This is a genomic window from Leptothrix toolikensis (SeqCode) (assembly GCF_057922285.1).
Genome location: NZ_JBYSVC010000044.1, coordinates 1 through 21,832, shown reverse-complemented (window position 1 = coordinate 21,832; position 21,832 = coordinate 1). Strand labels below are relative to the sequence as shown.

Sequence of the window (21,832 nt, the reverse complement as noted above, 5' to 3'; positions counted from 1 at the left end):
GCGCCGATGATAGTGTGCATTCGCATGTGAAAGTAGGTCATCGTCAGGCACCCCTCTCCAAGATCCAAGAAGAAACACCCAAAGCCCTCCCTGTGAGGGCTTTGGGCTTTTTGCAGGGAAAGTTATTGCAATAAAAAAGCACCTCAGGTGCTTTTTTATTATTCTTGATCGGTTAATTGATCAAATGTTATTTTCCACCTGATCTCCTCCACGGTATAGCCTTCCTTCGTTAGAGCGAGGCGTAACCAATCAGGTTGTTTACCTTTCCCATCCCAAGTGTCTCCGGAAACAGGGTGCCGATATAAAATCAGCGGTAATGTCTCTGTGGCTTGGGGCGCCGGGCCTCTGAGCTCATTCGGTGATATACGCCAGAAATCCATCAGTTTACGAATGGTTCTGATTACAGCGAGCTTTTCGGCATCGCTATCAGTTGAAAAAGCGCGGATCATGATTTTTTGAAAATTGATCGAGAACGATTCGATCTATACTTTATCAAGCAACGGGACGTGTATCGATAAAACTAGGACGATTACTGAGATGATTCTGCAAGCGAGGGAGATTAATAAATCTATTCTTCCATTCGATCTCTGGAAATCGAAAGTCTATATAACACAGAGCGCAGCCTACGGATAGATCGGCTAAACCTAATTGATTATTGGCACAAAAAGAATGATCAGCGAGTCGCTCGGACATGGAGCGCAGTGCAGAGTCTATTTTGGCTAATTGCCGATCTATCCATGCTTGGCAACGTTGTTCTTCGCTTCGCGCTCCCCAAGTGGCTTCTAATCGCGCAGAAACTGCTGCATCAAGAAGGCCATCGGCTAAAGCCTCCCATACACGAACCTCTGCGCGTGCTCTACCTTTGTCTGGAATGAGCATACCAACAGGAGACAGGGTATCCACATACTCAACAATGACCCGAGAATCAAACAAAGAAAAACCATCCTCCATGATAAGGCATGGAATTTTGCCCAGAGGGTTTGAGCGGTCTTTGGGTTCACGCTGACCCCATACGTCGTCGATTTCTAGTTTGTAATCTAGTTTTTTTTCAGCCAGAACAATGCGAACTTTACGCACGTAGGGGCTTGTAAGTGAGCCAAGTAATCGCATAGAAAAAGCAAAAATTAAGAGAAAAGGCTACTCGACGATGACTAGATTTTATCCCCAAGGGGGATACCCTTGTTTGGGCTTCGATGCTTCAACTCTCTTTAATTTCTGGGATCGAACCCAGAAGGGCATCCCAAGCCTCGAAAGTGGCTTCAGCGTTACCTTCATTGTCGGCCTCACTGGCCTCAAGAAGCACCAAAATCCGAACGGTCGCACCATCAGGAATGCTCTCAGGCACCTGAAGCTGAATCATTCGATTTTGTACGGTGGTCGTGAACTCTGAGGCTTGCATGATGGGTACCGCCCGGCGAAGCATACGGGCAGTCTACGCTTAGTTCTCTTTGACTTGAAGATCATTATCCCGCGCAAAGTTCATGACAAAGGCCCAAGCCATCGGTTCCAGATCTTTCAATCCTTCTTGGACGACCACACACTTGATGCCATTGATCGTGGTTGGGATGCAGTAAGGTGAGTAGCCAATGCCACGGTGATACCCACTTGAAGTGCCTTCGGGCCGGAAACAAGACATGGCACCGGCTAATCGTTCAGCCCAGTCGCTTGGGCGGAAGGTCCGACCACTTTGAGTCAGGCCTTGAATGAAAAATTCACGGTGTTTCTTGACTTTGGTCACGGTGTACGGGCCCTTTCTTGTCAATTCTTGCGGGAGGTACGTGTTAGCCCGGATTGTGCCTGTCTAAACGAATGGTGTAGCTGATGCGATCCAGCATGAGCCGCTTGAGTATCGGTAGTTTGGCTGTCTTCAGCCTGTCGGGTGGGTCGCGCTTAGAATTCGCCGCGCACTACGGTTCACCGTGGGTGTCGTTTTTTCAATGGATAGCGAGGAGTAGCCCGAGATGAGCGTGCCAGTTGAACCCCATGTGATGAAAACCTATGGCCGATTGCCGATTGCGTTGTCGCATGGGCGGGGTTGCAGGGTCTGGGATACGGAGGGGCGCTCCTACCTTGACGGCCTAGGGGGGATTGCGGTCAACACGTTGGGCCATGCCCACCCTAAATTGGTGCCTGCTTTGCAAGAGCAGATCGCCCAGTTGATCCACTCCTGCAACTACTACCACGTGCCCTTGCAGGAAAAGCTCGCTGCAAAATTGGTCGAACTGTCGGGCTTAAGCAACGTTTTCTTTTGCAACAGCGGCTTGGAAGCCAATGAAGCCGCCTTGAAGTTGGCGCGCAAGTTTGGGCACGACAAAGGCATTGATCGCCCCGAGGTGATCGTTTACGAGAAAGCCTTTCATGGCCGCTCTATCGCCACCTTGTCGGCCACGGGTAACCCAAAGGTCCAAGCAGGCTTTGGACCTTTGGTGGAAGGCTTCGTGCGGGTACCGCTCAATGACATGGCGGCCATGCGGCGTGTGGCTGCTGAACATCCCCATGTGGTTGCGGTTTTTCTGGAAACGATTCAAGGCGAGGGGGGCATCAACGCGGCGCGTTGGGATTACCTGCGTGAGGTTCGTGCCCTGTGTGATGCCCAAGGTTGGCTCTTGATGCTCGACGAAGTCCAGTGCGGTATCGGTCGCACGGGAAAATGGTTTGCGCACCAGTGGGCCGATATCCAACCGGACGTGATGCCTTTGGCCAAGGGGCTGGGTTCAGGCGTGCCGGTGGGTGCGGTGGTTTGTGGCCCGAAGGCCGCGACGATTTTTCAACCCGGTAACCATGGCACCACCTTTGGTGGCAATCCGCTATCCATGCGTGCCGGGGTTGAGACGCTGCGCATCATGGAAGAGGATGGTTTGCTTTACAACGCCGCCACCGTGGGCACACAACTCTCCGCCGCCCTTTCAGAAGGCTTGGTCGATGTGGCGGGGGTGCTGGAAGTGCGTGGCTATGGCCTCATGATCGGGATCGAGCTGGATCGTCCCTGCGGCGAGTTGCTCGGTCAGGCCGCCCAAGCCGGCTTGCTGATCAGCGTGACCGCAGACCGGGTGATTCGTTTGGTGCCGCCCCTGATTCTTACTGGCGAAGAAGCCGCTGAAATGGTAGCGATCCTTGTTCCTTTGATCAAAAAATTCTTGTCTGAAAGCGCAGCATGAAACCTGGTCGCAGTTTGATGAAGCATTATTTGCAGTTCAAGGATCTGCGCGCTGAGGAATATGCCTACTTGTTTGAACGGGCTCGCGTCATCAAACAGCGGTTCAAAAACTACGAAAAATACCAGCCCCTTTCTGATCGTACCTTGGCGATGATTTTCGAAAAGGCCTCGACCCGCACCCGGGTGAGTTTCGAGGCGGGTATGTATCAAATGGGTGGCTCGGTGGTGCATTTGACCACTGGGGATAGTCAATTGGGCCGTTCAGAGCCGATTGAGGATAGCGCCCGCGTGATCAGTCGCATGGTCGATTTGGTGATGATCCGCACCTATGAGCAGACCAAGATTGAGTGCTTCGCCGCGCATTCCCGCGTGCCGGTCATCAACGGGTTGACCAACGAGTTTCACCCTTGCCAGATCTTGGCTGATTTATTCACCTATCTGGAGCATCGAGCTGCGCTCGGTGCCAAGGGCTATGACATCGCTTCGTTGAAAGATCGGGTCGTGGCGTGGGTAGGTGACGGCAACAACATGGCTAACACGTGGTTGCAAGCGGCTGAAATCTTGGGGTTCACCGTGCATGTGAGTACCCCCAGCGGCTATGAAATCGATCCCGTCGTGGCGGGGATTCGCAACAAGGATTGCTATCGCGTTTTTGAAGATCCGATGCAGGCTTGTGCGGGGGCCGATCTGGTCACCACCGATGTTTGGACCAGCATGGGTTTTGAAGCTGAAAACGTGGTGCGTCAAAGTGCTTTTGCCAATTGGTGTGTCAATGCCGAGATGATGGCGATGGCCAAGCCCGATGCCTTGTTCATGCATTGCTTGCCCGCCCATCGAGGCGAAGAAGTCAGCGCTGATGTGATTGATGGCTCGCAATCCGTGGTCTGGGATGAGGCTGAGAACCGTCTGCATGTCCAAAAAGCCCTGATGGAGTTTCTTTTGGTCGGACGCATCGGTTAAGACCGAGCCAGGGCATAGGCATGTTGAGGAGATTTTTGCTGTGAAACTGGCCTTGTTCAGTGATCTTCATGCCAACCGGGAGGCCTTCGAGGCCTGTCTGGAACAGGCCCACCTGCACGGTGCTGATCGCATCGCTTTGTTGGGTGATTTCGTCGGTTATGGCGCTGATCCGGCTTGGATGGTGGCCAAAGTTCAAGATTTAGTCAGCCAAGGGGCGGTGGCGATTCGGGGTAACCACGACGATGCGGTGGTGCGGGGCCCCAGCGCGCATTTGATCGAAGACGCTCGGCGGGTCATCGCTTGGACGCGCGCGCAACTCAGTCCCGCGCAGATCGAATTTTTGGCGGATTTGCCCTATACGCGGGAAGAAAACGGCTGCTTTTTCACGCACGCCAATGCCTATGCACCCACCGAGTGGGATTACATCCTCACCCGCTCGGAGGCGATTCGCAGCATGCATGCCACCCAGGCCCGGCATAGTTTTGCCGGGCATGTCCATAGTCCCAAGCTGTATCACCTCTCCAGTACCGGCAAGATCGCTGACTTTACGCCCACGCCCGGTGTGGCTGTGCCGGTGCCCTCGCATCGCCAATGGCTGGCTTTACCGGGCGCGGTGGGACAACCTCGGGATGGCAATCCAGCAGCATGCTGGGCTTTGTTTGATACGGATCGGCTCACGTTGACCTTTCACCGTGTGCCCTACGATTTCGAGACCACTGCGGCCAAGATCATTGCGGCCGGATTGCCTCGGGGTTTGGGTGAGCGGCTCTACCATGGCAACTGAATTCCGACCTTCCGTGCCGGGTTATCCGGCCCCCCCCGAAGAGGGCGAGGTCATCGATGGCTTTCGGTTGGAAGAGTTGGTCCACCAAGGGGGGATGGCCAATCTTTGGCGTGTGAGCCATGCTGATCACGCCAAGCCTTTGCTGATGAAAGTGCCACGCATCAAGGGCGGTGAAGATCCTGCCAGCATCGTGGGGTTTGAGGTCGAGCAGATGATCTTGCCGATGCTCAGCGGTCCCCATGTGCCCAAATGCATCGCGCGCGGCGACTTTGCGAAGCGGCCTTACATCGTCATGGAGCAAATCCCCGGCGACTCCTTGCGCGCTCGGCTGGAGCAAGCGCCGATGCCGATCCAAGACGTGGTGCGCATCGGTGTGCAGGTCGCTTTGGCCTTGCACGATTTGCATCGCCAGCATGTGATTCATCTCGACATCAAACCCAGCAACATCTTGTTCCGCCCCACCCATGCCGATGGGCGGGATGGGGAGGCGGTGCTGGTGGATTTTGGGTTGTCGCGCCACGATTTTCTGCCCGATCTGCTCGATGAAGAGTTTGACCTGCCCATGGGCACGGGGCCTTATATGTCGCCCGAGCAAGTGCAGTTTGTACGCTCTGAGCCGCGCAGTGACTTGTTTGCCTTGGGGGTAATGCTTTATCACCTCACCACCGGCGAGCGGCCTTTCGGTGCGCCGGTAAGCGTGCGCGGTCTGCGTGAACGCCTCTACAAGGAGCCTGTGGCCCCGCGTGCCTTGCGTCCGGATTGCCCGCCTTGGTTGCAAGAGGTGATCCTGCGCTGCTTGGAAGTGCCGGCGGATCGGCGCCATCCCAGTGCTGCGCACCTGGCCCATGATTTGCAAAACCCCGATCAGGTTCGCTTGACCGTGCGCGCTGAGCGTCTCGATGTGGCTGGCCGGCTGATCCGTTTCAAACGTTGGTTTCGTGCCTTGGGCGCTGAACCCGTGGCGCGGGGTGGCGCAGTTGAACAGCTCAAACGGGCCCCGATCATCATGACGGCGGTGGATGTCCAAGGGGCCACCGCTGACTTGCTCGACTTGTTGCGCGAGACGGTGTATCGCACGGTGGTGACAGAAAAAGGCGCTCGCTTGGCCTGTGTCAGTGTGATGAAGACGGCGCGTATCGGTATCGACGAACTGACCGATGCCCAAGGCCAAAGTGTGCATGTCAAACAGCTGGTGGGGCTCAAACACTGGGCGCGTCCGCTGGAGCGGGCTTTGGATCTGACCGAAGGCCGACTCACGTTCCATGTGCTCGAAGCCCCTGATGCTGCGACCGCTTTGGTCGATTTTGCCCAGCGAAACCACATCGACCATATCGTCATGGGTGCGCGGGGCAACTCGGCACTGCGGCGCTATCTTGGCAGTGTGTCTTCTCAGGTGGTGGCCAAAGCCGATTGCACCGTCACGGTGGTGCGCGTGCCCAGCGAGGCGCATCAAGCCAACTAGGGGCCTCGCGCACCTACAATCTGCTCCGATTTCTTTCTCTCTTTCCTAGAAAACTGACCATGTCACAAGCCATCAAGCGCGTCGTCCTCGCCTATTCGGGCGGTCTGGACACCTCCATCATCCTGAAGTGGCTTCAGGACCAATACCAGTGCGAGGTGGTGACCTTCACCGCCGATATTGGCCAAGGTGAGGAAATCGAACCGGCCCGAGCCAAGGCCATCAAGATGGGCATCAAGCCCGAGAACATCTTCATCGACGATCTGCGCGAGGAGTTTGTGCGCGATTTCGTCTTCCCGATGTTCCGCGCCAATGCGCTCTATGAGGGCGAATACCTGCTCGGCACCTCGATTGCACGGCCCTTGATCGCCAAGCGTTTGGTCGAGATTGCCCAGCTCACCAACGCCGACGCCATCAGCCACGGCGCGACCGGCAAGGGCAACGATCAAGTCCGTTTCGAGCTCGGTGCTTACGCCCTGATGCCGGGCGTCAAGGTCATCGCCCCGTGGCGCGAGTGGACGCTTTCCAGCCGCGAAAGCATGCTGGCTTATGCCGACGAACACGGCATTCCGGTCGATTTCAAGAAGCGCAAGGGCGGCGGTGCGCCGTACTCGATGGACGCCAACTTGCTGCACATCAGCTACGAAGGCGGCATCCTCGAAGACCCGAATTTCGCGCCCGAAGACAGCATGTGGCGTCTGACGCGCAGCCCGGAAAAGGCCCCCAACAAGCCGCAAATCATCGAGCTGAGCTATGAAAAGGGCGATGTGGTGGCGATCGACGGCGAGCGTCTCTCACCGGCTCAGGTGCTGACCAAGCTCAATGAGATCGGTGGCCTGCACGGCGTGGGGCGTCTCGACAAAGTCGAGAACCGCTACGTCGGCATGAAGAGCCGGGGCTGCTACGAAACCCCGGGTGGCACGATTTTGCTGGCGGGGCACCGCGCTATCGAGTCGATCACGCTCGACCGCGAAGTGCTGGCCCTCAAGGAAGACCTGATGCCGCGTTACGCCCGCATGGTCTACAACGGCTACTGGTTCGCCCCGGAGCGTGTGCTGCTGCAAGGTCTGATCGACGCCAGCCAAGCCACCGTGAACGGTACGGTGCGGCTCAAGCTCTACAAGGGCACGATCATGTGCGTCGGCCGCGAGTCGCTCACCGACAGCCTGTTCGATCCGAAGATCTCGACCTTCGACGACGACGGTGGTGCTTACAACCAAGCGGATGCTGGCGGCTTCATCAAGCTGAACGCGCTGCGCTTGCGCATCGCGGCCAACGCCCGTGCGGCGCGCGCCCCGAAGCCCGTTGAAACGCCGATCAAAGCCGCCAAGAAGGCGGCACCCAAGAAAACAACGGCCACCGCTGCCACCAAGAAAGCCAAAGCATGAGCAACTCGCAACTCGCGGTGACCGCTGTTGGCACCCAAGCCAATGTTTACTTCGACGGCAAATGCGTTTCGCATGGCGTCACGCTGGCCGATGGCAGCAAGAAAAGCGTGGGCGTGATTTTGCCCTCGCAGCTCACCTTCAACACGGGTGCTCCGGAAATCATGGAAACCGTGGCAGGCGCTTGCAGCGTGTTGTTGCCGGGTTCAACCGCATGGCAGACCTTTGGCCCCGGCCAGAAGTTTGATGTGCCGCGCAACGCCAGCTTCCAGATCAAGGTCGAAGGCGCGCCCTATCACTACATCTGCCACTTTGGTTGATGCGGGTCGATGTGGTCTCGTCAGGCGAGGGATCGAACGACATCAATGGCTTCCTCGATGCGCTCCACCGCATGGATCGTGAGGCCTTCGATGGGCTTTTTGGGGGCGTTGGCACGGGGCACCACGGCGGTCGAAAACCCGAGCTTGGCGGCTTCGCGTAGGCGCTCCTGACCCCTTGGGGCGGGGCGCACCTCGCCCGCGAGGCCGACTTCTCCAAAAGCGATGAACCCCTGCGGCAGCGGCTTGCCGCGCAAACTGCTCTGGATGGCCAGCAGCACCGCCAGATCGGCGGCGGGTTCGTTGATGCGCACGCCGCCCACCGCGTTCACAAAAACGTCTTGATCGGCGCAGGACACCCCGGCGTGGCGGTGCAGCACGGCCAGCAGCATGGCGAGCCGGTCGCGGTCCAAGCCCACCGATAGCCGCCTTGGGCTCGGGCCACCGCCATCCACCAAGGCTTGGATCTCGACCAGCAGTGGCCGGGTGCCTTCCAGCGTGACCAGCACGCAAGCCCCGGGCACAGGGGCCGAATGGGTGGAAAGAAAAATGGCGCTTGGGTTCGATACCCCTTTCAAGCCCATTTCGGTCATGGCAAAAACACCAATCTCATTGACCGCGCCGAATCTGTTTTTGAAGGCTCGCACCAATCTGAAACTCGAATGGGTATCGCCTTCGAAATAAAGCACCGTATCGACGATGTGTTCCAGCACACGCGGCCCGGCCAGCGTGCCTTCCTTGGTGACATGCCCCACCAGCACCGTGGTGCAGCCGCTGTATTTGGCCGTGCGCGTCAGTTGGGCGGCACATTCGCGCACCTGCGCCACCGAGCCAGGGGCCGAGCTGAGTTGTTCGGAGTAAAGCGTCTGGATCGAATCGATGACGCAAAAGGCCGGCTGCTCCACCTCGATGGTGGCCAGGATCTTCTCAAGGCTGATCTCGGCCACCACCCGCACCTGCGTGCCCGCAAGGCCGAGTCGGTGGGCCCGCAAGGCGACTTGGGCCCCGGATTCTTCGCCCGTCACGTACAGCACCTTCATCCGGCTGGAGAGGGCGTCCACTGCTTGCAACAGCAAGGTGCTTTTGCCGATGCCGGGGTCGCCGCCGATCAGCACCACCCCACCTTCCACGATTCCGCCACCCAGCACCCGGTCCAGTTCCGGTAAGCCGGTGGGAGTCCGTGAGACATCGCCGGCGGCTAAATCGCTCAAGGTGGCGACCGGCTGACTGCGGGTCAGGGCTTGGAAACGATTTTTGACCGACCCCACTGGGGGTTCCGCCAAGCCTTCTTCCAAGGTGTTCCAAGCCCGGCAATGCGGACATTGCCCCAGCCACTTCGGATTCGTGCCGCCGCATTCGCGGCAGGTGTAGAGGGTCTTTTCGCGTGCCATGCCGGCACGTTACCTCAATCGCTCACCCGTCCTCGCAGCGTTTTGATCTGGCCGCGTTGGGTCTTGCCCGTCAAGCGGCGGACTTTCGAGCCGTGGGTCGGGCGGGTGGCTTTGCGTGGCCGGGCCACGTGAGCGGCTTGATCGACCAAGGCTTGCAAGCGGGCAAGGGCGTCCGCACGGTTCATCTCTAGGCTGCGGTGTTCCTGTGCTTTGATGACGATCACACCGTCTTGGGTGATGCGATGGTCGGCGAGGGCCAGCAAGCGGGCCTTGAGGTCAAGGCTCAGGCTGGAAGCATGGATGTCGAAGCGCAGATGGACGGCGTTCGACACCTTGTTGACGTTTTGCCCACCCGCACCTTGGGCGCGGATGGCCGTGATGTGGACCTCATGCGGCAGGATCTTGGGGTGGGTCATCCACGCACGGGGCCGGACATGCGGCGCAGCGAGGTCAGACCGTGGCGTAGCGCTCCAGCGATGTGTAGCAGCAGCAGACCGATCAGCAGGTCCGCCATCAGCTCATGCAGGCCTTCCAGCCCCTTGTGCAGACCTTGGTTCTCGGCGAGCGGGCTGGCCAGTTGGATCAGGCCGAACACGTGGATGGGCTTACCGCCCGTCCAGACGATCAACGGACCACTGAAGAGCAGCGCGGTCAGCACCAGCAGCAGGCCGATATGGACGCCGCGTTCCAGCGCCAATTGCCAGCCACCAGCCGACAGCGGCTTGGGCGACAAGCCGGTGCGGTTTTGTTTGACGCGCCACAAAATTCGCGCCATCAAAAGGAGCCAAACCGTGGCCCCTAAGCTGACGTGCAGGGCTTTCATCGAGGCCCGAAACTCGCTGCCGCGTGCGGCTTCTTCAAAAATGAGGCCCACGGTCAACATGCCCAGCACCAACAGGGCACCGCCCCAGTGGGCAAGGCGAGAGAGTCGGCCGTACAGGTTGGGGGTGTCTTGCAGGGGAAGAGACGACATGGCGTGATGGATGTTGGGGTGAGTGGGATCCATGGGATCAATCGGGTCTGAAACTGCGGCGTGATTATCCGTCGATACGAACGGAAACGCGGCGCGAGAGCGCGCACATCAACTCGTAGCCAATCGTGCCCGCAGCGTGCGCAACTTCGTCAATCGACAACTGACTTTGGTGCGGCCCATGGCCCCAAAGGGTGACGTCAGCACCGATCTCGGTGTTGCGGCCTGCGGCGCGCACGGGCTCCAGATCCACCGCCAGCATATCCATCGAGACGCGACCCACCAGCCGGGTGCGGACACCATCGACCAGCACTGGCGTGCCGTGGTCGTTGCTGCCTGCGGCATGGCGCGGATAGCCGTCGGCGTAGCCACAGGCGACGATACCGATGCGCATCTCGGCCTGGGCGGTGTACTGGCTGCCGTAGCCTACCGTGTCGCCGGTCTTGAGCTGCTGGGTGGCCACCAAGCGGCTGCGCAGGGTCATCGCCGGCTGAATGTCCCAGTGCGTGAGGCTGTGTTCGGGGTAATCGGGGCTGCCGCCATAAAGTGCCACACCGGCGCGCACCCAGTCAGCGGCCACGCTCAAGCGCTCACCAGCACCATCATCGCCTGCGTTGCTCAGCGCTCGGTCGGCATGACGCAGGATCGCTGCGCTGTTGGCCAAGCTGCGATGGCCGGGCAAGTCGGCGGTGATCTGCGCAAAGATCGCCAGTTGATGGGCGATACCGTCTTGGCCCAAGCGCAGCGCGTCGGCATCTGAAAAGTGCGTCATCAGGCCGATGTCATCCACTTGGGGCAGGGCGTTCAGGCGACTCCAAGCGGTACGAAACGCCGGGGCGGCAAAGCCGAGCCGGTTCATGCCGCTGTTCATTTTCAGAAAAACCTGATGTGGAACATTCGTCTTGTGGGTGGCCAGCCAGTCGATCTGCTCGTTGCAATGCACCGCGTGCCAGAGGTTCAGGCGCGAGCACAGCTCCAGATCGCGGGGCTCGAAACAGCCTTCCAGCAACAGCACCGGGCCGCGCCAACCCAAGGCGCGCACGCGCTCAGCCTCCTCCAAGTCAAGCAGAGCCAAACCATCGGCCCCTTGGAGACCGGCGTAGACACGCTCAATGCCATGCCCGTAGGCATCGGCTTTGACCACCGCCCATAAACGTGCATCGCCTGCATGGCGACGCATGATGCGCAGGTTGTGTTCAAGGGCGGATGGGTGGATAAGGGCTTCAATCGGACGCGGCATGTGCCAATTTTGCCAGTCGAATCGGTTCTCTTCGGTGGCTCAAGGGGGCCGCATGCTATAACCCGGCCGCGTTGTGCCATCCCTACCGCCGAATGAAAAAAGGTTTCTACACCATCATGTCAGCGCAGTTCTTCAGCTCGCTGGCAGACAACGCCTTGTTTGTCGCGGCGGTTGAACTGCTCAAAACTTCGGGCGCCGAAGAGTGGCAGCGCGCCGCCTTGGTGCCGATGTTCGCCTTGTTCTACGTGATCCTTGCACCGTTTGTGGGCGCTTTCGCCGATGCGGTGCCCAAGGGCCGGGTGATGCTTTACTCCAATGGCATCAAGGTTCTTGGCTGTTTGACGATGCTGTTTGGCACGCATCCGCTGGCCGCCTATGCCATCGTGGGCTTGGGGGCTGCCGCTTATTCACCGGCCAAGTACGGCATCCTCACCGAGCTGTTGCCGCCCTCCCAGTTGGTCAAGGCCAATGGCTGGATTGAAGGCCTCACGATCACCTCGATCATTTTGGGTGTTTTGCTGGGTGGGCAATTGATTGGTCCCCACATCGCGCCTTATTTGTTGATGTTGGATCTGCCGGGTTGGGAGACGGGCGTGGATACACCGCCTGAAGCGGCTATCGCGTCGATCGTGTTGCTCTATGTGATCGCGGCGGGCTTCAATCTCTACATTCCGCGCACCGACGTGCCCCTAGAGCCTTTGCCACATCGCCTGTGGGCTTTGGCCCCGGACTTCCTCTCCTGCAATCGCCGTCTTTGGCGTGATCGGCTGGGGCAGATTTCCTTGTCCACGACCACGCTGTTTTGGGGTGTGAGTGGCAATTTGCGCTACATCGTTTTGGCTTGGGCCGCCGCTGCCCTGAGCTACACCACCACGCAAGCGTCTTCCCTCGTTGGGGTGGTGGCGGTGGGTACGGCGGTGGGCGCTGTGATGGCTTCGATGATGATGCGCCTCGATCACGCCCCGAAGGTGATCCCGCTGGGTATTGCCATGGGGGTGTTGGTGGTCTTCATGAACGGGATCAACAACGTGTGGGTGGCGGTGCCCTTTTTGATTGTTTTGGGCGGCTTGGGCGGCTTTTTGGTGGTGCCGATGAACGCCTTGCTTCAGCATCGCGGTCACAACCTCATGGGTGCGGGCCGCTCGATTGCGGTGCAAAACTTCAACGAACAAACCTGCATCTTGGCGTTGGGCGCCCTTTACGCCGGCTTCACCCGCTGGGGTATGTCGGCCTTTGAGGCCATCACGATTTTCGGCGTGTTGGTGGCGGGCATGATGCTGCTGATCGGCCAATGGCATCGGCGCAACGTGCGCCGCCATCCGATTGAAGTGGAACAGCTGCTTGTCATCGCGCGCTCCGACCGTCACTGAGCGGCCTGGGGGAGGGATCTCTTGAGTTTTTATGACTTCAGCGTAACGACTTTGGCTGGTACTGATCTGGCCTTATCGACCCTGCGGGGTCGGGTGGTTTTGGTGGTCAATACCGCCAGTGCCTGCGGGTTCACACCGCAGTTGGCCGGGCTCGAAGCCCTTTGGCTGGCGCGACGGGATCAGGGCTTGGTGGTACTTGGGTTTCCTTGCAACCAATTCGGTGCGCAAGAGCCGGGTTCGGCACCGGAGATCCAGAACTTTTGCACCAGCCGCTACGGGGTGAGCTTTCCCCTGATGGCCAAGGTGGATGTCAATGGTTTGCGGGCTGAGCCTTTGTTCGTTTGGCTCAAGGCACAAGCACCCGGATGGCTGGGTACACAGGCCATCAAGTGGAACTTCACCAAGTTCTTGATTGGTCGGGACGGCCAAGTGCTTGAGCGTTACGCACCCTCAACCCGCCCTGAGCAGTTGCAGCGCGCGATGGATCGCGCCTTGTTGTGAGAGGACTTTTCCATGTTTGAACATGTCGATCCCTATGCCGGGGACCCGATCTTGACCCTCAACGAGGATTTCCAGAAAGATCCCCGTGCCAACAAGATCAATCTCTCGATTGGTATTTACTTTGATGATCACGGCCAAGTGCCGGTGATGTCGGCGGTTCGACAGGCTGAGACCAGCCTGTTGCAGCACATCGGTCCCAAATCCTATTTGCCAATGGTTGGCTTGGCGGCGTATCGCACGGCGGTGCAGACCCTTGTGTTTGGTGCGGACCATCCAGCGGTGCAGGGCGGACGCATCGTCACGATTCAGACCTTGGGCGGCTCGGGCGCTTTGCGCGTGGGGGCCGATTTTCTGAAAGCCTATTTCCCCACCTCGACGGTCTGGATCAGCGACCCGAGCTGGGACAACCATCGGGCGATGTTTGAAGGCGCGGGTTTTCCGGTCCAAACGTACCCGTACTACGACCCGATCAGCGGCGGTGTTGCCTTTGAGGCCATGCTTGCCACCTTGCAGCGCCTGCCGGCCCGCGCCATCGTCTTGTTGCATGCCTGCTGCCACAACCCTACGGGCGTTGATTTGAGCCGTGCGCAATGGGATGCGGTGATCACGGTGCTGGCCGAGCGCGGTCTGATTCCTTTCGTTGATATGGCCTATCAAGGCTTTGGTGATGGCGTCGCTGAAGACGCCTACGCCGTGCGTGCCCTGGCCGATGCGGGTGTGCCGGCCTTCATCGCCAATTCTTTTTCGAAAAATTTTTCGCTTTACGGTGAACGCTGCGGCGGCTTATCAGTGATTGCACCCACGCGCCCAGAAGCGGATCGGGTCCTTGGGCAGTTGCAGGTGGCGGTGCGCAAGAACTATTCCAGCCCGCCATTGCACGGTGCGCGTTTGGTGGCCCAAGTGCTGTCTACGCCGGCTTTGCGTCAGGCTTGGGAAGAGGAGTTGAGCGGCATGCGCCAGCGCATCAAGGCGATGCGTGAGCAGCTGGTCAGCATCTTGAGGAGTGGTCTGCCGGGACGCGATTTGACTTATTTTCTGCGCCAGCGCGGCATGTTCAGCTACACCGGCCTGAGTGCTGCTCAGGCGGATCGGTTGCGTGAAGAGCACGGTGTGTACCTGCTGCGTTCGGGGCGGCTATGTGTGGCGGGGCTTAACCAAAGCAACATCCAAGCCGCCGCTGACGCCTTGTGCCATGTCATGAAGCCAGCGGGGTGAGGGCTGGGTAACCCGGATGGTTAGCTTGGATGGATGGGATAAAATCACGCGTTGTCCCGAGATATCGACGAAGTCTCCCGATTCGATTCGAACCCCACCTTTCTGAGGAATTCCATGAGTGACCAGCAAGTCGATCAGGCCAAGCGGACGTGGCTGATTGCATCCAGCTGCGCCGGTGTTGCCGGTGGTGTAGCGGCTGCCGTGCCGTTTGTCAGCACCTTGACGCCGTCCGAACGGGCCCGCGCTGCCGGTGCGCCGGTGGAAGTGGATATCGGTGCGCTTCAGCCCGGTGAAAAGCTCACGGTTGAATGGCGCGGCAAGCCGGTCTGGATCGTGCGCCGCACGCCGGAACAACTGGCCGCGCTCAAAACCGTTGAGCCGCAGCTTGTTGACCCGGCCTCGGCGCGCAATCAGTACCCGACGCCCGCCTACGCCAAGAACCCGACGCGCTCAATCAAGCCAGAGTTTTTTATCGCCGTGGGCATTTGCACCCACTTGGGCTGCTCGCCCGGCGACAAATTCAAGCCCGGTCCCCAGCCTTCGCTGCCGGACGACTGGCAAGGTGGCTTCCTCTGCCCGTGCCATGGCTCCACGTTTGACTTGGCTGGGCGTGTGTTCAAGAACAAGCCCGCCCCGGACAACTTGGAAGTCCCCCCCCACATGTACTTGTCCGACACCCGTCTGTTGATCGGTGAAGACAAGAAGGCTTGAGAACACACAAGTACACCAAGTACATATAAGAGGATCTCATGGCTGAATTCAATCAAGCTCCTGCCGACGCCTCCTTGGGCGTCAAGCTGATGACGTGGGTGGACAACCGGTTCCCGGCCACCAAGCTCTACAAAGAGCACATGTCCGAGTACTACGCGCCGAAGAATTTCAACTTCTGGTATTTCTTCGGCTCGCTGGCGATGCTGGTGCTGGTGATCCAGATCGTTTCGGGCATTTTCTTGGCGATGCACTACAAGCCGGATGCCAATCTGGCTTTTGCGTCGGTCGAATACATCATGCGTGATGTCTCGGGCGGCTGGTTTGTGCGCTACATGCACTCCACCGGGGCCTCCGCCTTCTTTGTCGTGGTCTATCTGCACATGTTCCGGGGTCTGCTGTACGGGTCTTACCGTCAGCCGCGTGAACTGGTTTGGATCTTCGGCTGCCTGATTTTCTTGCTGCTGATGGGCGAAGCCTTCATGGGCTATCTGCTGCCTTGGGGCCAGATGTCGTTCTGGGGCGCGCAGGTGATCGTCAATCTGTTCTCGGCGATTCCCTTCGTCGGTCCGGACTTGGCCCTGCTGATTCGTGGCGACTTTGTCGTGAGCGATGCCACCTTGAACCGCTTCTTCAGCTTCCACATCATCGCTTTGCCGTTTGTGTTGGTCGGCTTGATCGCTGCCCACATCATTGCGCTGCACGAAGTGGGCTCGAACAATCCGGACGGGGTTGAGATCAAGGAAAAGAAGGACGAACGCGGCATCCCGCTCGACGGCATCCCCTTCCATCCGTACTACACCGTGCATGACTTGATGGGCGTGGCGGTGTTCTTGTTGCTGTTCTTTGCCGTGCTGTTCTTTGCACCTGAAGGTGGTGGCTACTTCCTTGAGTACAACAACTTCATCCCCGCTGATCCGCTCAAAACCCCGTTGCACATCGCTCCGGTCTGGTATTTCACGCCGTTCTATTCGATGCTGCGTGCGATCACCGATGTGATGATCAACGTGGTGGTCGGTGTGATCGCCTTGGGTGCCGTGATGGCCTTCCTCAAGGGCGGTTTCCAAAGCAAGACCAAGATCGCCATCTTGGTGGGCGCTGCGATCCTCTCGACGCTGCTTTTGGTGCTTGAAGCCAAGTTCTGGGGCGTGGTGGTCATGGGCGTGTCGGTCGTGATCCTGATCTTCTTGCCTTGGCTGGACCGCAGCCCGGTCAAGTCGATTCGTTATCGCCCGACTTTCCACAAAGTCTTGTTGGCGGTGTTCGTGGTCTTCTTTGTGGTGCTGGGCTATCTCGGTATCAAGCCGCCGTCAGCCATCGGCACTTTGATTGCGCAGATCGGCACCTTCTTCTATTTTGGCTATTTCCTGCTGATGCCCTGGTGGAGCCGGCTCGGTACCTTCAAACAGGTGCCGGACCGTGTGACCTTCCACGCGCATTGATGGCTGTTGACAATCACGGAGCACAACGAACATGAAAAAGCTGATTGCCAACTTGATCGCAGGCGTTGCGACCAGCCTGGTATTGCTGATGCCGGCTCACGCCTCAGGCGGCGACATCCACCTCGACACGTTCCCGCAGGAAAAGATGAAGGACCAAGCAGCGCTGCAACGCGGTGCCAAGATGTTCGTCAATTACTGCTTGAACTGCCACGCTGCGGCCTTCATGCGCTACAACCGCATGCGTGATTTGGGCCTGACCGAGGCGGACATCAAAAAGAATCTGATGTACGCCACCGAAAAGGTCGGTGACACCATGAACATCAGCATGGATGCGCGTCAAGCCAAGGAATGGTTCGGAGGTACGCCGCCCGATCTGACCGTGATCGCTCGCTCCCGTGCGGGTGATGCCGGCAGCGGTGCGGATTACCTCTACACCTACTTGCGCGGTTACTACCTCGATGCCACCAAGGCGACAGGCTGGAACAACACGGCTTTCCCGAGCGTGGCGATGCCGCATGTGCTCTGGGAATTGCAAGGTCAGCGTAAGGCAGTTTTTGAAGAACAGCCTGATCCGCATGACGCTGCCAAAAAGGTCCATGTCCTCAAGAGCTTCGAGCAAGTGACTCCGGGTACGATGGCACCTGCTGAATTTGACAGTGCTGTCGGTGACTTGGTGGCTTTCCTTCAGTGGATGGGTGAACCGGCGCAAGACTCACGTGTCAAACTCGGGATGTACGTGATGGCTTTCCTCGCGTTGTTCTCCTTCCTGACGTGGCGCCTGAACAGCGCTTTCTGGAAGGACATCAAGTAATTCGCTGCGCGTCTGCTCACCCTTCGGGGTGGTAGCGCCATCGCGCAGAGGCGGTTAGACGCCCCTGCGCGATTTTGTTTTTTCTGAACTCTACTCAGGAGAGTGTGTTGCCATGATGGTGCTTTACTCCGGAACCACCTGTCCTTATTCCCACCGTTGCCGTTTCGTCTTGTTCGAGAAGGGCATGGACTTTGAGATCCGTGACGTCGATCTCTACGCCAAGCCGGAAGACATCGCGCTCATGAACCCGTACAACGAGGTGCCCATCCTCGTCGAGCGGGATCTGATCCTGTACGAATCGCACATCATCAACGAGTACATCGACGAGCGTTTCCCCCATCCGCAGCTCATGCCGGGTGATCCGGTGGCGCGCGCACGGGTGCGTTTGTTCTTGTTCAACTTCGAGAAAGAGCTGTTCACCCACGTGAACACCCTTGAAGGTCGTGGCACCACGGTCAAGGCGACCGACAAGCAGCTCGAAAAAGCCCGTTCGCAAATTCGCGACCGTTTGACACAGCTGGCACCGATCTTCCTGAAGAACAAATTCATGCTGGGCGACGACTTTTCGATGCTCGACGTGGCGATTGCACCGCTGCTCTGGCGCTTGGACTACTACGACATTGAGCTGTCGAAGAACGCTGCGCCGCTGCTCAAGTACGCTGAACGCATTTTTTCGCGTCCGGCCTACATCGAGGCACTGACCCCGTCCGAAAAGGTCATGCGTAAATAAGTCTGGAACCTTTTCGCCGGATCCCTTTATGAGCATCGCTACCACCACCGACACGCCGCTGCCTTCGACGCGCCCTTATCTGATCCGTGCTCTGCACGATTGGTGTACAGAAAACGGTTTCACGCCTTATCTGGCTGTGGCCGTCGATGCCTCGACCCAAGTGCCCCTTGAGTACGTGCGTAACCAAGAAATCGTGCTCAACGTCAGTTTCGATGCCACCAGTAGCTTGCGCCTTGGCAACGACTGGATCGAGTTCAATGCCCGTTTCGGCGGTGTAGCGCGTGAAATCATGGTCCCGGTGGACCATGTGATCGCGATCTATGCGAAGGAAAACGGCCAAGGCATGGCTTTCCCCATGCCCACGCCAGCTGAAGTTCCAGTCGAGAAACCCACCTTGGGTTTGGCACCTGTGCCACAAGGATCTGGCTCCACCGAGCCGCCCCCTGCGTCGCCCGCTCCCCATGGCACCCGTCGCCCAACCCTGACGCGTGTGAAATAACCGCTTGTTAGGGGGTTGCGGACGCGCTTTCTCCCTTTACAATGCTCCCCTCGCGTGCCGGCTTAGCTCAGTTGGTAGAGCAACCGCCTTGTAAGCGGTAGGTCATCAGTTCGAATCCGATAGCCGGCACCAAAGACACAAAAACCCGCAACCTTCTTAGAGGTTGCGGGTTTTTTGTTGGCCTAAAAACTAAAACTTAGTCAGGGCATGACATGGGTGGTCCAGATGGTCGTGGGCATCCCGGCTGCCGTGAAATCGACCAGCGGCATGGTCGGCACGTTACCCGCCATATCCGTCACCAAGACCTCGGAGATCGGTACGAAGGTGCCCGCGTTGAAGGCGGCGGCGAAGCTACCCAGTGTTGTTTCTGTGAACCGGATCTCAACCACATCAATCACATTGCCCAAAGCATCCAGCTGCGGCCCAAGATGCGTCACGCCATCTGAGGCGAGCCCAGCGTTGTTGGGCGTTGCCGTGTACCCCCCCGCCACAACCAGCGGAGCCATGGCAGCATCCAACAAGACAGGTTGATTGTTGATGGCATCGATATTCACCGCCTCGTTGTAGGTCACGCGCATCACGGCGTAGGCCGCTATCGTCCCTGAGGTAGAGAGATACAACCCTTGGAAATCGGTCGGATTGAGACCCATCAAGTTGGAGCTCGGAGCCAAGGTGTCGGTGGTGAAGGTGTACGTTGCACTGGCTGAAGCAGCACCCCCAGCATTGACCTCATAGGCGGTAATGGTGTGGATACCGTCAATCAGTACCGGGGCGAGCCCAACCGGAGATAAGGTGATGGGGACAGCAACACCCGCTGTGGCGACTGTGACGGGTAGGCCCGCATCAATGCTGTACACCACCGAAGTGGCCAAGGCGCTGGGGGTGATCGTCAAATCCGCCAAGTTGGTCAGGTGATCTGCATTCACCGCTGCATTGGTCCAAGGTGCCGGCGTGACTGGGCCGGGTGCCGTGTCGCTGACCAAAGCGATGGTGGGCAGCGCCCCATTCGCGCTACCCGAGCTGAGGATGAACGAGACATCCGGGGTGCCTATCACGGTCGGGGAGACGTTGCCCGCCATGTCGGTTTGATGCACATACAAGCTGTTTGTGCCCAAGGTCGGCGTATACAAGGCCAGGTCGGTCCAACCCGTGCTGCCGTTGAGACTGTATTGGAACGTGGCCCCGACCTCACCCACTGGCGTGCCGAGCATGACGCTGGCGGTGGTGGCACCCCATGCGACGGTGGCCACTCCCGAACTATCCGTCAGGTTGACCATGGGTGCGACCGCGACGGTATCGAGCGTGTAGGCCAAGGTGGTGGTGGGTGATACCCCGAGCAAACCATTGCCCGCTTTATCGGTTTGATACACGCTTACCGAGTAGAGACCATCACCCAGCGTGGGTGATGGCATCGTGGCGACGCCGTTGACGACGGTGGCTGTGGACGGCACGGCTCCGATTTGCGCACCGTTGAACGACAAGGTGTAGATCACCTGATTCACATTCGGGTCGAGCCCGGTGACGGTGATGGCCCCATTGTTGGTGATCTTGTCGGTGTTGTAGGTGCCGGTGTCGGCCGTCAAATTGACAATCGGCGCAGTGATGGCGGTATCCAGCGTGAAGCTGAAGGTGGCTGGCACCGTACCGCTGGGACTGCTGATGACCAACGTATGCAGGCCATCAAGCGTCGGGGCCGTGTAGGTGGCTGTGGGCGCACCACCATCCAAGACGTAGCTCACGCCGGCTGCCGTCGCTGCCGGATCGACCGTGATCGTCAGGGCTGCGTTGCTGGTGATGCGGTCGGTGGCCGAGATACCCGTATCACTGACCAAGCTGATCGTTGCTGCGGCGGGCAGCGTGCCGCCCACCAAGAAGGGTGCGGCGACTGAAGCCGCTGAAGCGTTACCGGCTTGATCGGTCAATTGCGCCGTGGCGCTGTAAGTGCCGTTGACCAAAGCGGGTACGGTGAAGGTGACACTGCCACCCAAGTTAGCTTGGGTCAGTGTGACCGATCCCGTGGGCATGATCGGGGCATTGGCCGCATCGGTCAGGGCCAAGCTCAGTACATCACCCGCCACAGCATTGGCCGGTACGAGCACGCTGAGGGTGGTGGGGTTGGTGCCTGCCGCCGGTGTGACGCTCGGTGCTGCCGGTGTCGTGGGTGGCGCGGTATCCAAGGTGAAGGCCAAGGCCCCCGAGGTCGAAATGTTGCCCGCCAAATCGGTCTGAAGCACCTCCACGGTGTAAGCACCATCCGCCAATGCCGCGCCTGCTGCGCCCGTCGGGGTGAACTGGTTGAGAAGGACACCCGTGGGCACCACTGGTGTCCATGTGGCAGGTCCAGCGGGCGGTGTGGCCCCGGCATACACCCGGTAGGCCACAGCGGTGGTGCCACCTTCCAACCCCACCAGATTCACGCTGGCTGAGTTGGTCACGCCATCACCGGGGGTGCCGCTGTCTGTGGTCAGGCTGATGCTGGGTGTGGCCGGGAGGATCGTGTCGAGCGTGAAGTTCAGTGGCGCGGAAGCCAGAGAGACATTGCCCGCAGCATCGGTTTGACGCACCAAGACGGTGTTGGGGCCTTCGGCAGCGGTGGGGATGACGGTGGACCAGATCAGGGCACCGTTGACATCCAATGCCCCCGTGCTGTACTCGACGACGGTGGCACCGGCTTCAAGGCCGGTGGCTTGGAAGGTGCCGTTGCTGGTGATGCCATCACCGTTGATGCCGGTATCCAAGACCAAAGCGAGGGTGGGCGTGACCACCACGTTGTCAAAGGCCAAGGTGGCCGAGGCCACGGCGGCCGAGGTGTTGCCGGCTACGTCCGCCACGGAAGCGGAAGCGGTGTAGGTGGTGCCGCTCATCAAAGCGGCGGTAGGCACGGGGATAGACA

23 protein-coding genes and 1 tRNA gene are annotated in these 21,832 nt (G+C 58.9%); 15 read left to right on the top strand and 9 right to left on the bottom strand.

Going from position 1 to position 21,832, the window contains the following annotated elements:
• Positions 1-158 precede the first annotated feature (158 nt).
• From AC3VI7_RS08155 to AC3VI7_RS08140, 4 genes are all read right to left on the bottom strand, one after another.
• Entirely contained in the window at positions 159-380 is a 222-nt protein-coding gene (locus AC3VI7_RS08155) for an H-NS family nucleoid-associated regulatory protein (protein WP_489671456.1), read from the bottom strand.
• Between the two features lie 112 nt (positions 381-492).
• The gene (locus AC3VI7_RS08150) at positions 493-1,110 is read right to left on the bottom strand and encodes a glutathione S-transferase family protein (RefSeq protein WP_489669601.1); all 618 of its coding nucleotides are present in this window, start codon (positions 1,108-1,110) and stop codon (positions 493-495) included.
• Between the two features lie 88 nt (positions 1,111-1,198).
• Positions 1,199-1,399, bottom strand: a complete 201-nt coding sequence (locus AC3VI7_RS08145) for a hypothetical protein (protein WP_489669602.1) — start codon at positions 1,397-1,399, stop codon at positions 1,199-1,201.
• A gap of 39 nt (positions 1,400-1,438) precedes the next feature.
• On the bottom strand, positions 1,439-1,738 hold the full coding sequence (locus tag AC3VI7_RS08140) for a DUF3579 domain-containing protein (RefSeq protein WP_489669603.1): 300 nt from the start codon (positions 1,736-1,738) through the stop codon (positions 1,439-1,441).
• A 223-nt stretch (positions 1,739-1,961) separates the two neighbouring features.
• Here AC3VI7_RS08140 and AC3VI7_RS08135 point away from each other — a divergent pair, with 223 nt between their 5' ends.
• The 6 genes from AC3VI7_RS08135 to ppnP are packed head-to-tail and all read left to right on the top strand — an operon-like array spanning position 1,962 to position 8,065.
• Positions 1,962-3,158: an aspartate aminotransferase family protein gene (locus tag AC3VI7_RS08135; protein ID WP_489669604.1), complete on the top strand. Its 1,197-nt coding sequence runs from the start codon at positions 1,962-1,964 to the stop codon at positions 3,156-3,158.
• A complete protein-coding gene (gene argF, locus AC3VI7_RS08130; protein ID WP_489669605.1) occupies positions 3,155-4,117 on the top strand; it encodes an ornithine carbamoyltransferase in 963 nt (320 codons plus the stop codon). The genes AC3VI7_RS08135 and argF overlap by 4 nt, the downstream gene beginning before the upstream one ends.
• A 40-nt stretch (positions 4,118-4,157) precedes the next feature.
• Positions 4,158-4,901, top strand: coding sequence for a metallophosphoesterase family protein (locus AC3VI7_RS08125; RefSeq protein ID WP_489669606.1), 744 nt, complete (start codon positions 4,158-4,160; stop codon positions 4,899-4,901).
• On the top strand, positions 4,891-6,363 hold the full coding sequence (locus AC3VI7_RS08120) for a serine/threonine protein kinase (protein WP_489669607.1): 1,473 nt from the start codon (positions 4,891-4,893) through the stop codon (positions 6,361-6,363). The genes AC3VI7_RS08125 and AC3VI7_RS08120 overlap by 11 nt, the downstream gene beginning before the upstream one ends.
• Before the next feature lie 59 nt (positions 6,364-6,422).
• Positions 6,423-7,748, top strand: a complete 1,326-nt coding sequence (locus AC3VI7_RS08115; protein WP_489669608.1) for an argininosuccinate synthase — start codon at positions 6,423-6,425, stop codon at positions 7,746-7,748.
• Entirely contained in the window at positions 7,745-8,065 is a 321-nt protein-coding gene (gene ppnP, locus AC3VI7_RS08110) for a pyrimidine/purine nucleoside phosphorylase (protein WP_489669609.1), read from the top strand. Before AC3VI7_RS08115 ends, ppnP begins: the two co-directional genes overlap by 4 nt.
• Before the next feature lie 20 nt (positions 8,066-8,085).
• On the opposite strand, the gene radA is transcribed toward ppnP, so the two are convergent.
• From radA to alr, 4 genes are all read right to left on the bottom strand, one after another.
• The gene (gene radA, locus AC3VI7_RS08105) at positions 8,086-9,453 is read right to left on the bottom strand and encodes a DNA repair protein RadA (protein ID WP_489669610.1); all 1,368 of its coding nucleotides are present in this window, start codon (positions 9,451-9,453) and stop codon (positions 8,086-8,088) included.
• 14 nt (positions 9,454-9,467) lie between these two features.
• Entirely contained in the window at positions 9,468-9,869 is a 402-nt protein-coding gene (gene arfB, locus AC3VI7_RS08100; RefSeq protein WP_489669611.1) for an alternative ribosome rescue aminoacyl-tRNA hydrolase ArfB, read from the bottom strand.
• Positions 9,866-10,426 carry a cytochrome b gene (locus AC3VI7_RS08095; RefSeq protein WP_489669612.1) on the bottom strand — a complete coding sequence of 187 codons (561 nt, stop codon included), beginning with the start codon at positions 10,424-10,426 and terminating at the stop codon, positions 9,866-9,868. The genes arfB and AC3VI7_RS08095 overlap by 4 nt, the downstream gene beginning before the upstream one ends.
• 64 nt (positions 10,427-10,490) lie before the next feature.
• Positions 10,491-11,663 carry an alanine racemase gene (gene alr, locus AC3VI7_RS08090; RefSeq protein ID WP_489669613.1) on the bottom strand — a complete coding sequence of 391 codons (1,173 nt, stop codon included), beginning with the start codon at positions 11,661-11,663 and terminating at the stop codon, positions 10,491-10,493.
• A gap of 92 nt (positions 11,664-11,755) precedes the next feature.
• Between alr and lplT the strand changes: the two genes are divergently transcribed.
• The 9 genes from lplT (at position 11,756) to AC3VI7_RS08045 (ending at position 19,071) form a co-directional block, all read left to right on the top strand.
• Positions 11,756-13,033 carry a lysophospholipid transporter LplT gene (gene lplT, locus AC3VI7_RS08085; protein ID WP_489669614.1) on the top strand — a complete coding sequence of 426 codons (1,278 nt, stop codon included), beginning with the start codon at positions 11,756-11,758 and terminating at the stop codon, positions 13,031-13,033.
• 21 nt (positions 13,034-13,054) lie between these two features.
• A complete protein-coding gene (locus tag AC3VI7_RS08080) occupies positions 13,055-13,534 on the top strand; it encodes a glutathione peroxidase (protein ID WP_489669615.1) in 480 nt (159 codons plus the stop codon).
• A gap of 12 nt (positions 13,535-13,546) precedes the next feature.
• Positions 13,547-14,749 carry an amino acid aminotransferase gene (locus tag AC3VI7_RS08075; protein ID WP_489669616.1) on the top strand — a complete coding sequence of 401 codons (1,203 nt, stop codon included), beginning with the start codon at positions 13,547-13,549 and terminating at the stop codon, positions 14,747-14,749.
• Between the two features lie 114 nt (positions 14,750-14,863).
• Entirely contained in the window at positions 14,864-15,460 is a 597-nt protein-coding gene (petA, locus tag AC3VI7_RS08070) for a ubiquinol-cytochrome c reductase iron-sulfur subunit (protein ID WP_489669617.1), read from the top strand.
• Positions 15,461-15,498: 38 nt separating this feature from the next.
• Positions 15,499-16,899 carry a cytochrome b gene (locus AC3VI7_RS08065; protein ID WP_489669618.1) on the top strand — a complete coding sequence of 467 codons (1,401 nt, stop codon included), beginning with the start codon at positions 15,499-15,501 and terminating at the stop codon, positions 16,897-16,899.
• A gap of 31 nt (positions 16,900-16,930) precedes the next feature.
• Positions 16,931-17,710: a cytochrome c1 gene (locus tag AC3VI7_RS08060; protein ID WP_489669619.1), complete on the top strand. Its 780-nt coding sequence runs from the start codon at positions 16,931-16,933 to the stop codon at positions 17,708-17,710.
• A 112-nt stretch (positions 17,711-17,822) separates the two neighbouring features.
• Positions 17,823-18,440 (top strand): glutathione S-transferase N-terminal domain-containing protein, encoded by a 618-nt coding sequence (locus AC3VI7_RS08055; RefSeq protein ID WP_489669620.1) that lies wholly within the window; start codon positions 17,823-17,825, stop codon positions 18,438-18,440.
• 28 nt (positions 18,441-18,468) lie between these two features.
• Positions 18,469-18,939, top strand: a complete 471-nt coding sequence (locus tag AC3VI7_RS08050; protein WP_489669621.1) for a ClpXP protease specificity-enhancing factor — start codon at positions 18,469-18,471, stop codon at positions 18,937-18,939.
• 56 nt (positions 18,940-18,995) lie between these two features.
• A tRNA-Thr gene (locus AC3VI7_RS08045) sits at positions 18,996-19,071 on the top strand.
• A 68-nt stretch (positions 19,072-19,139) separates the two neighbouring features.
• On the opposite strand, the gene AC3VI7_RS08040 is transcribed toward AC3VI7_RS08045, so the two are convergent.
• The coding region (locus AC3VI7_RS08040) for a beta strand repeat-containing protein (protein WP_489671455.1) at positions 19,140-21,832 on the bottom strand (2,693 nt) is incomplete at its 5' end.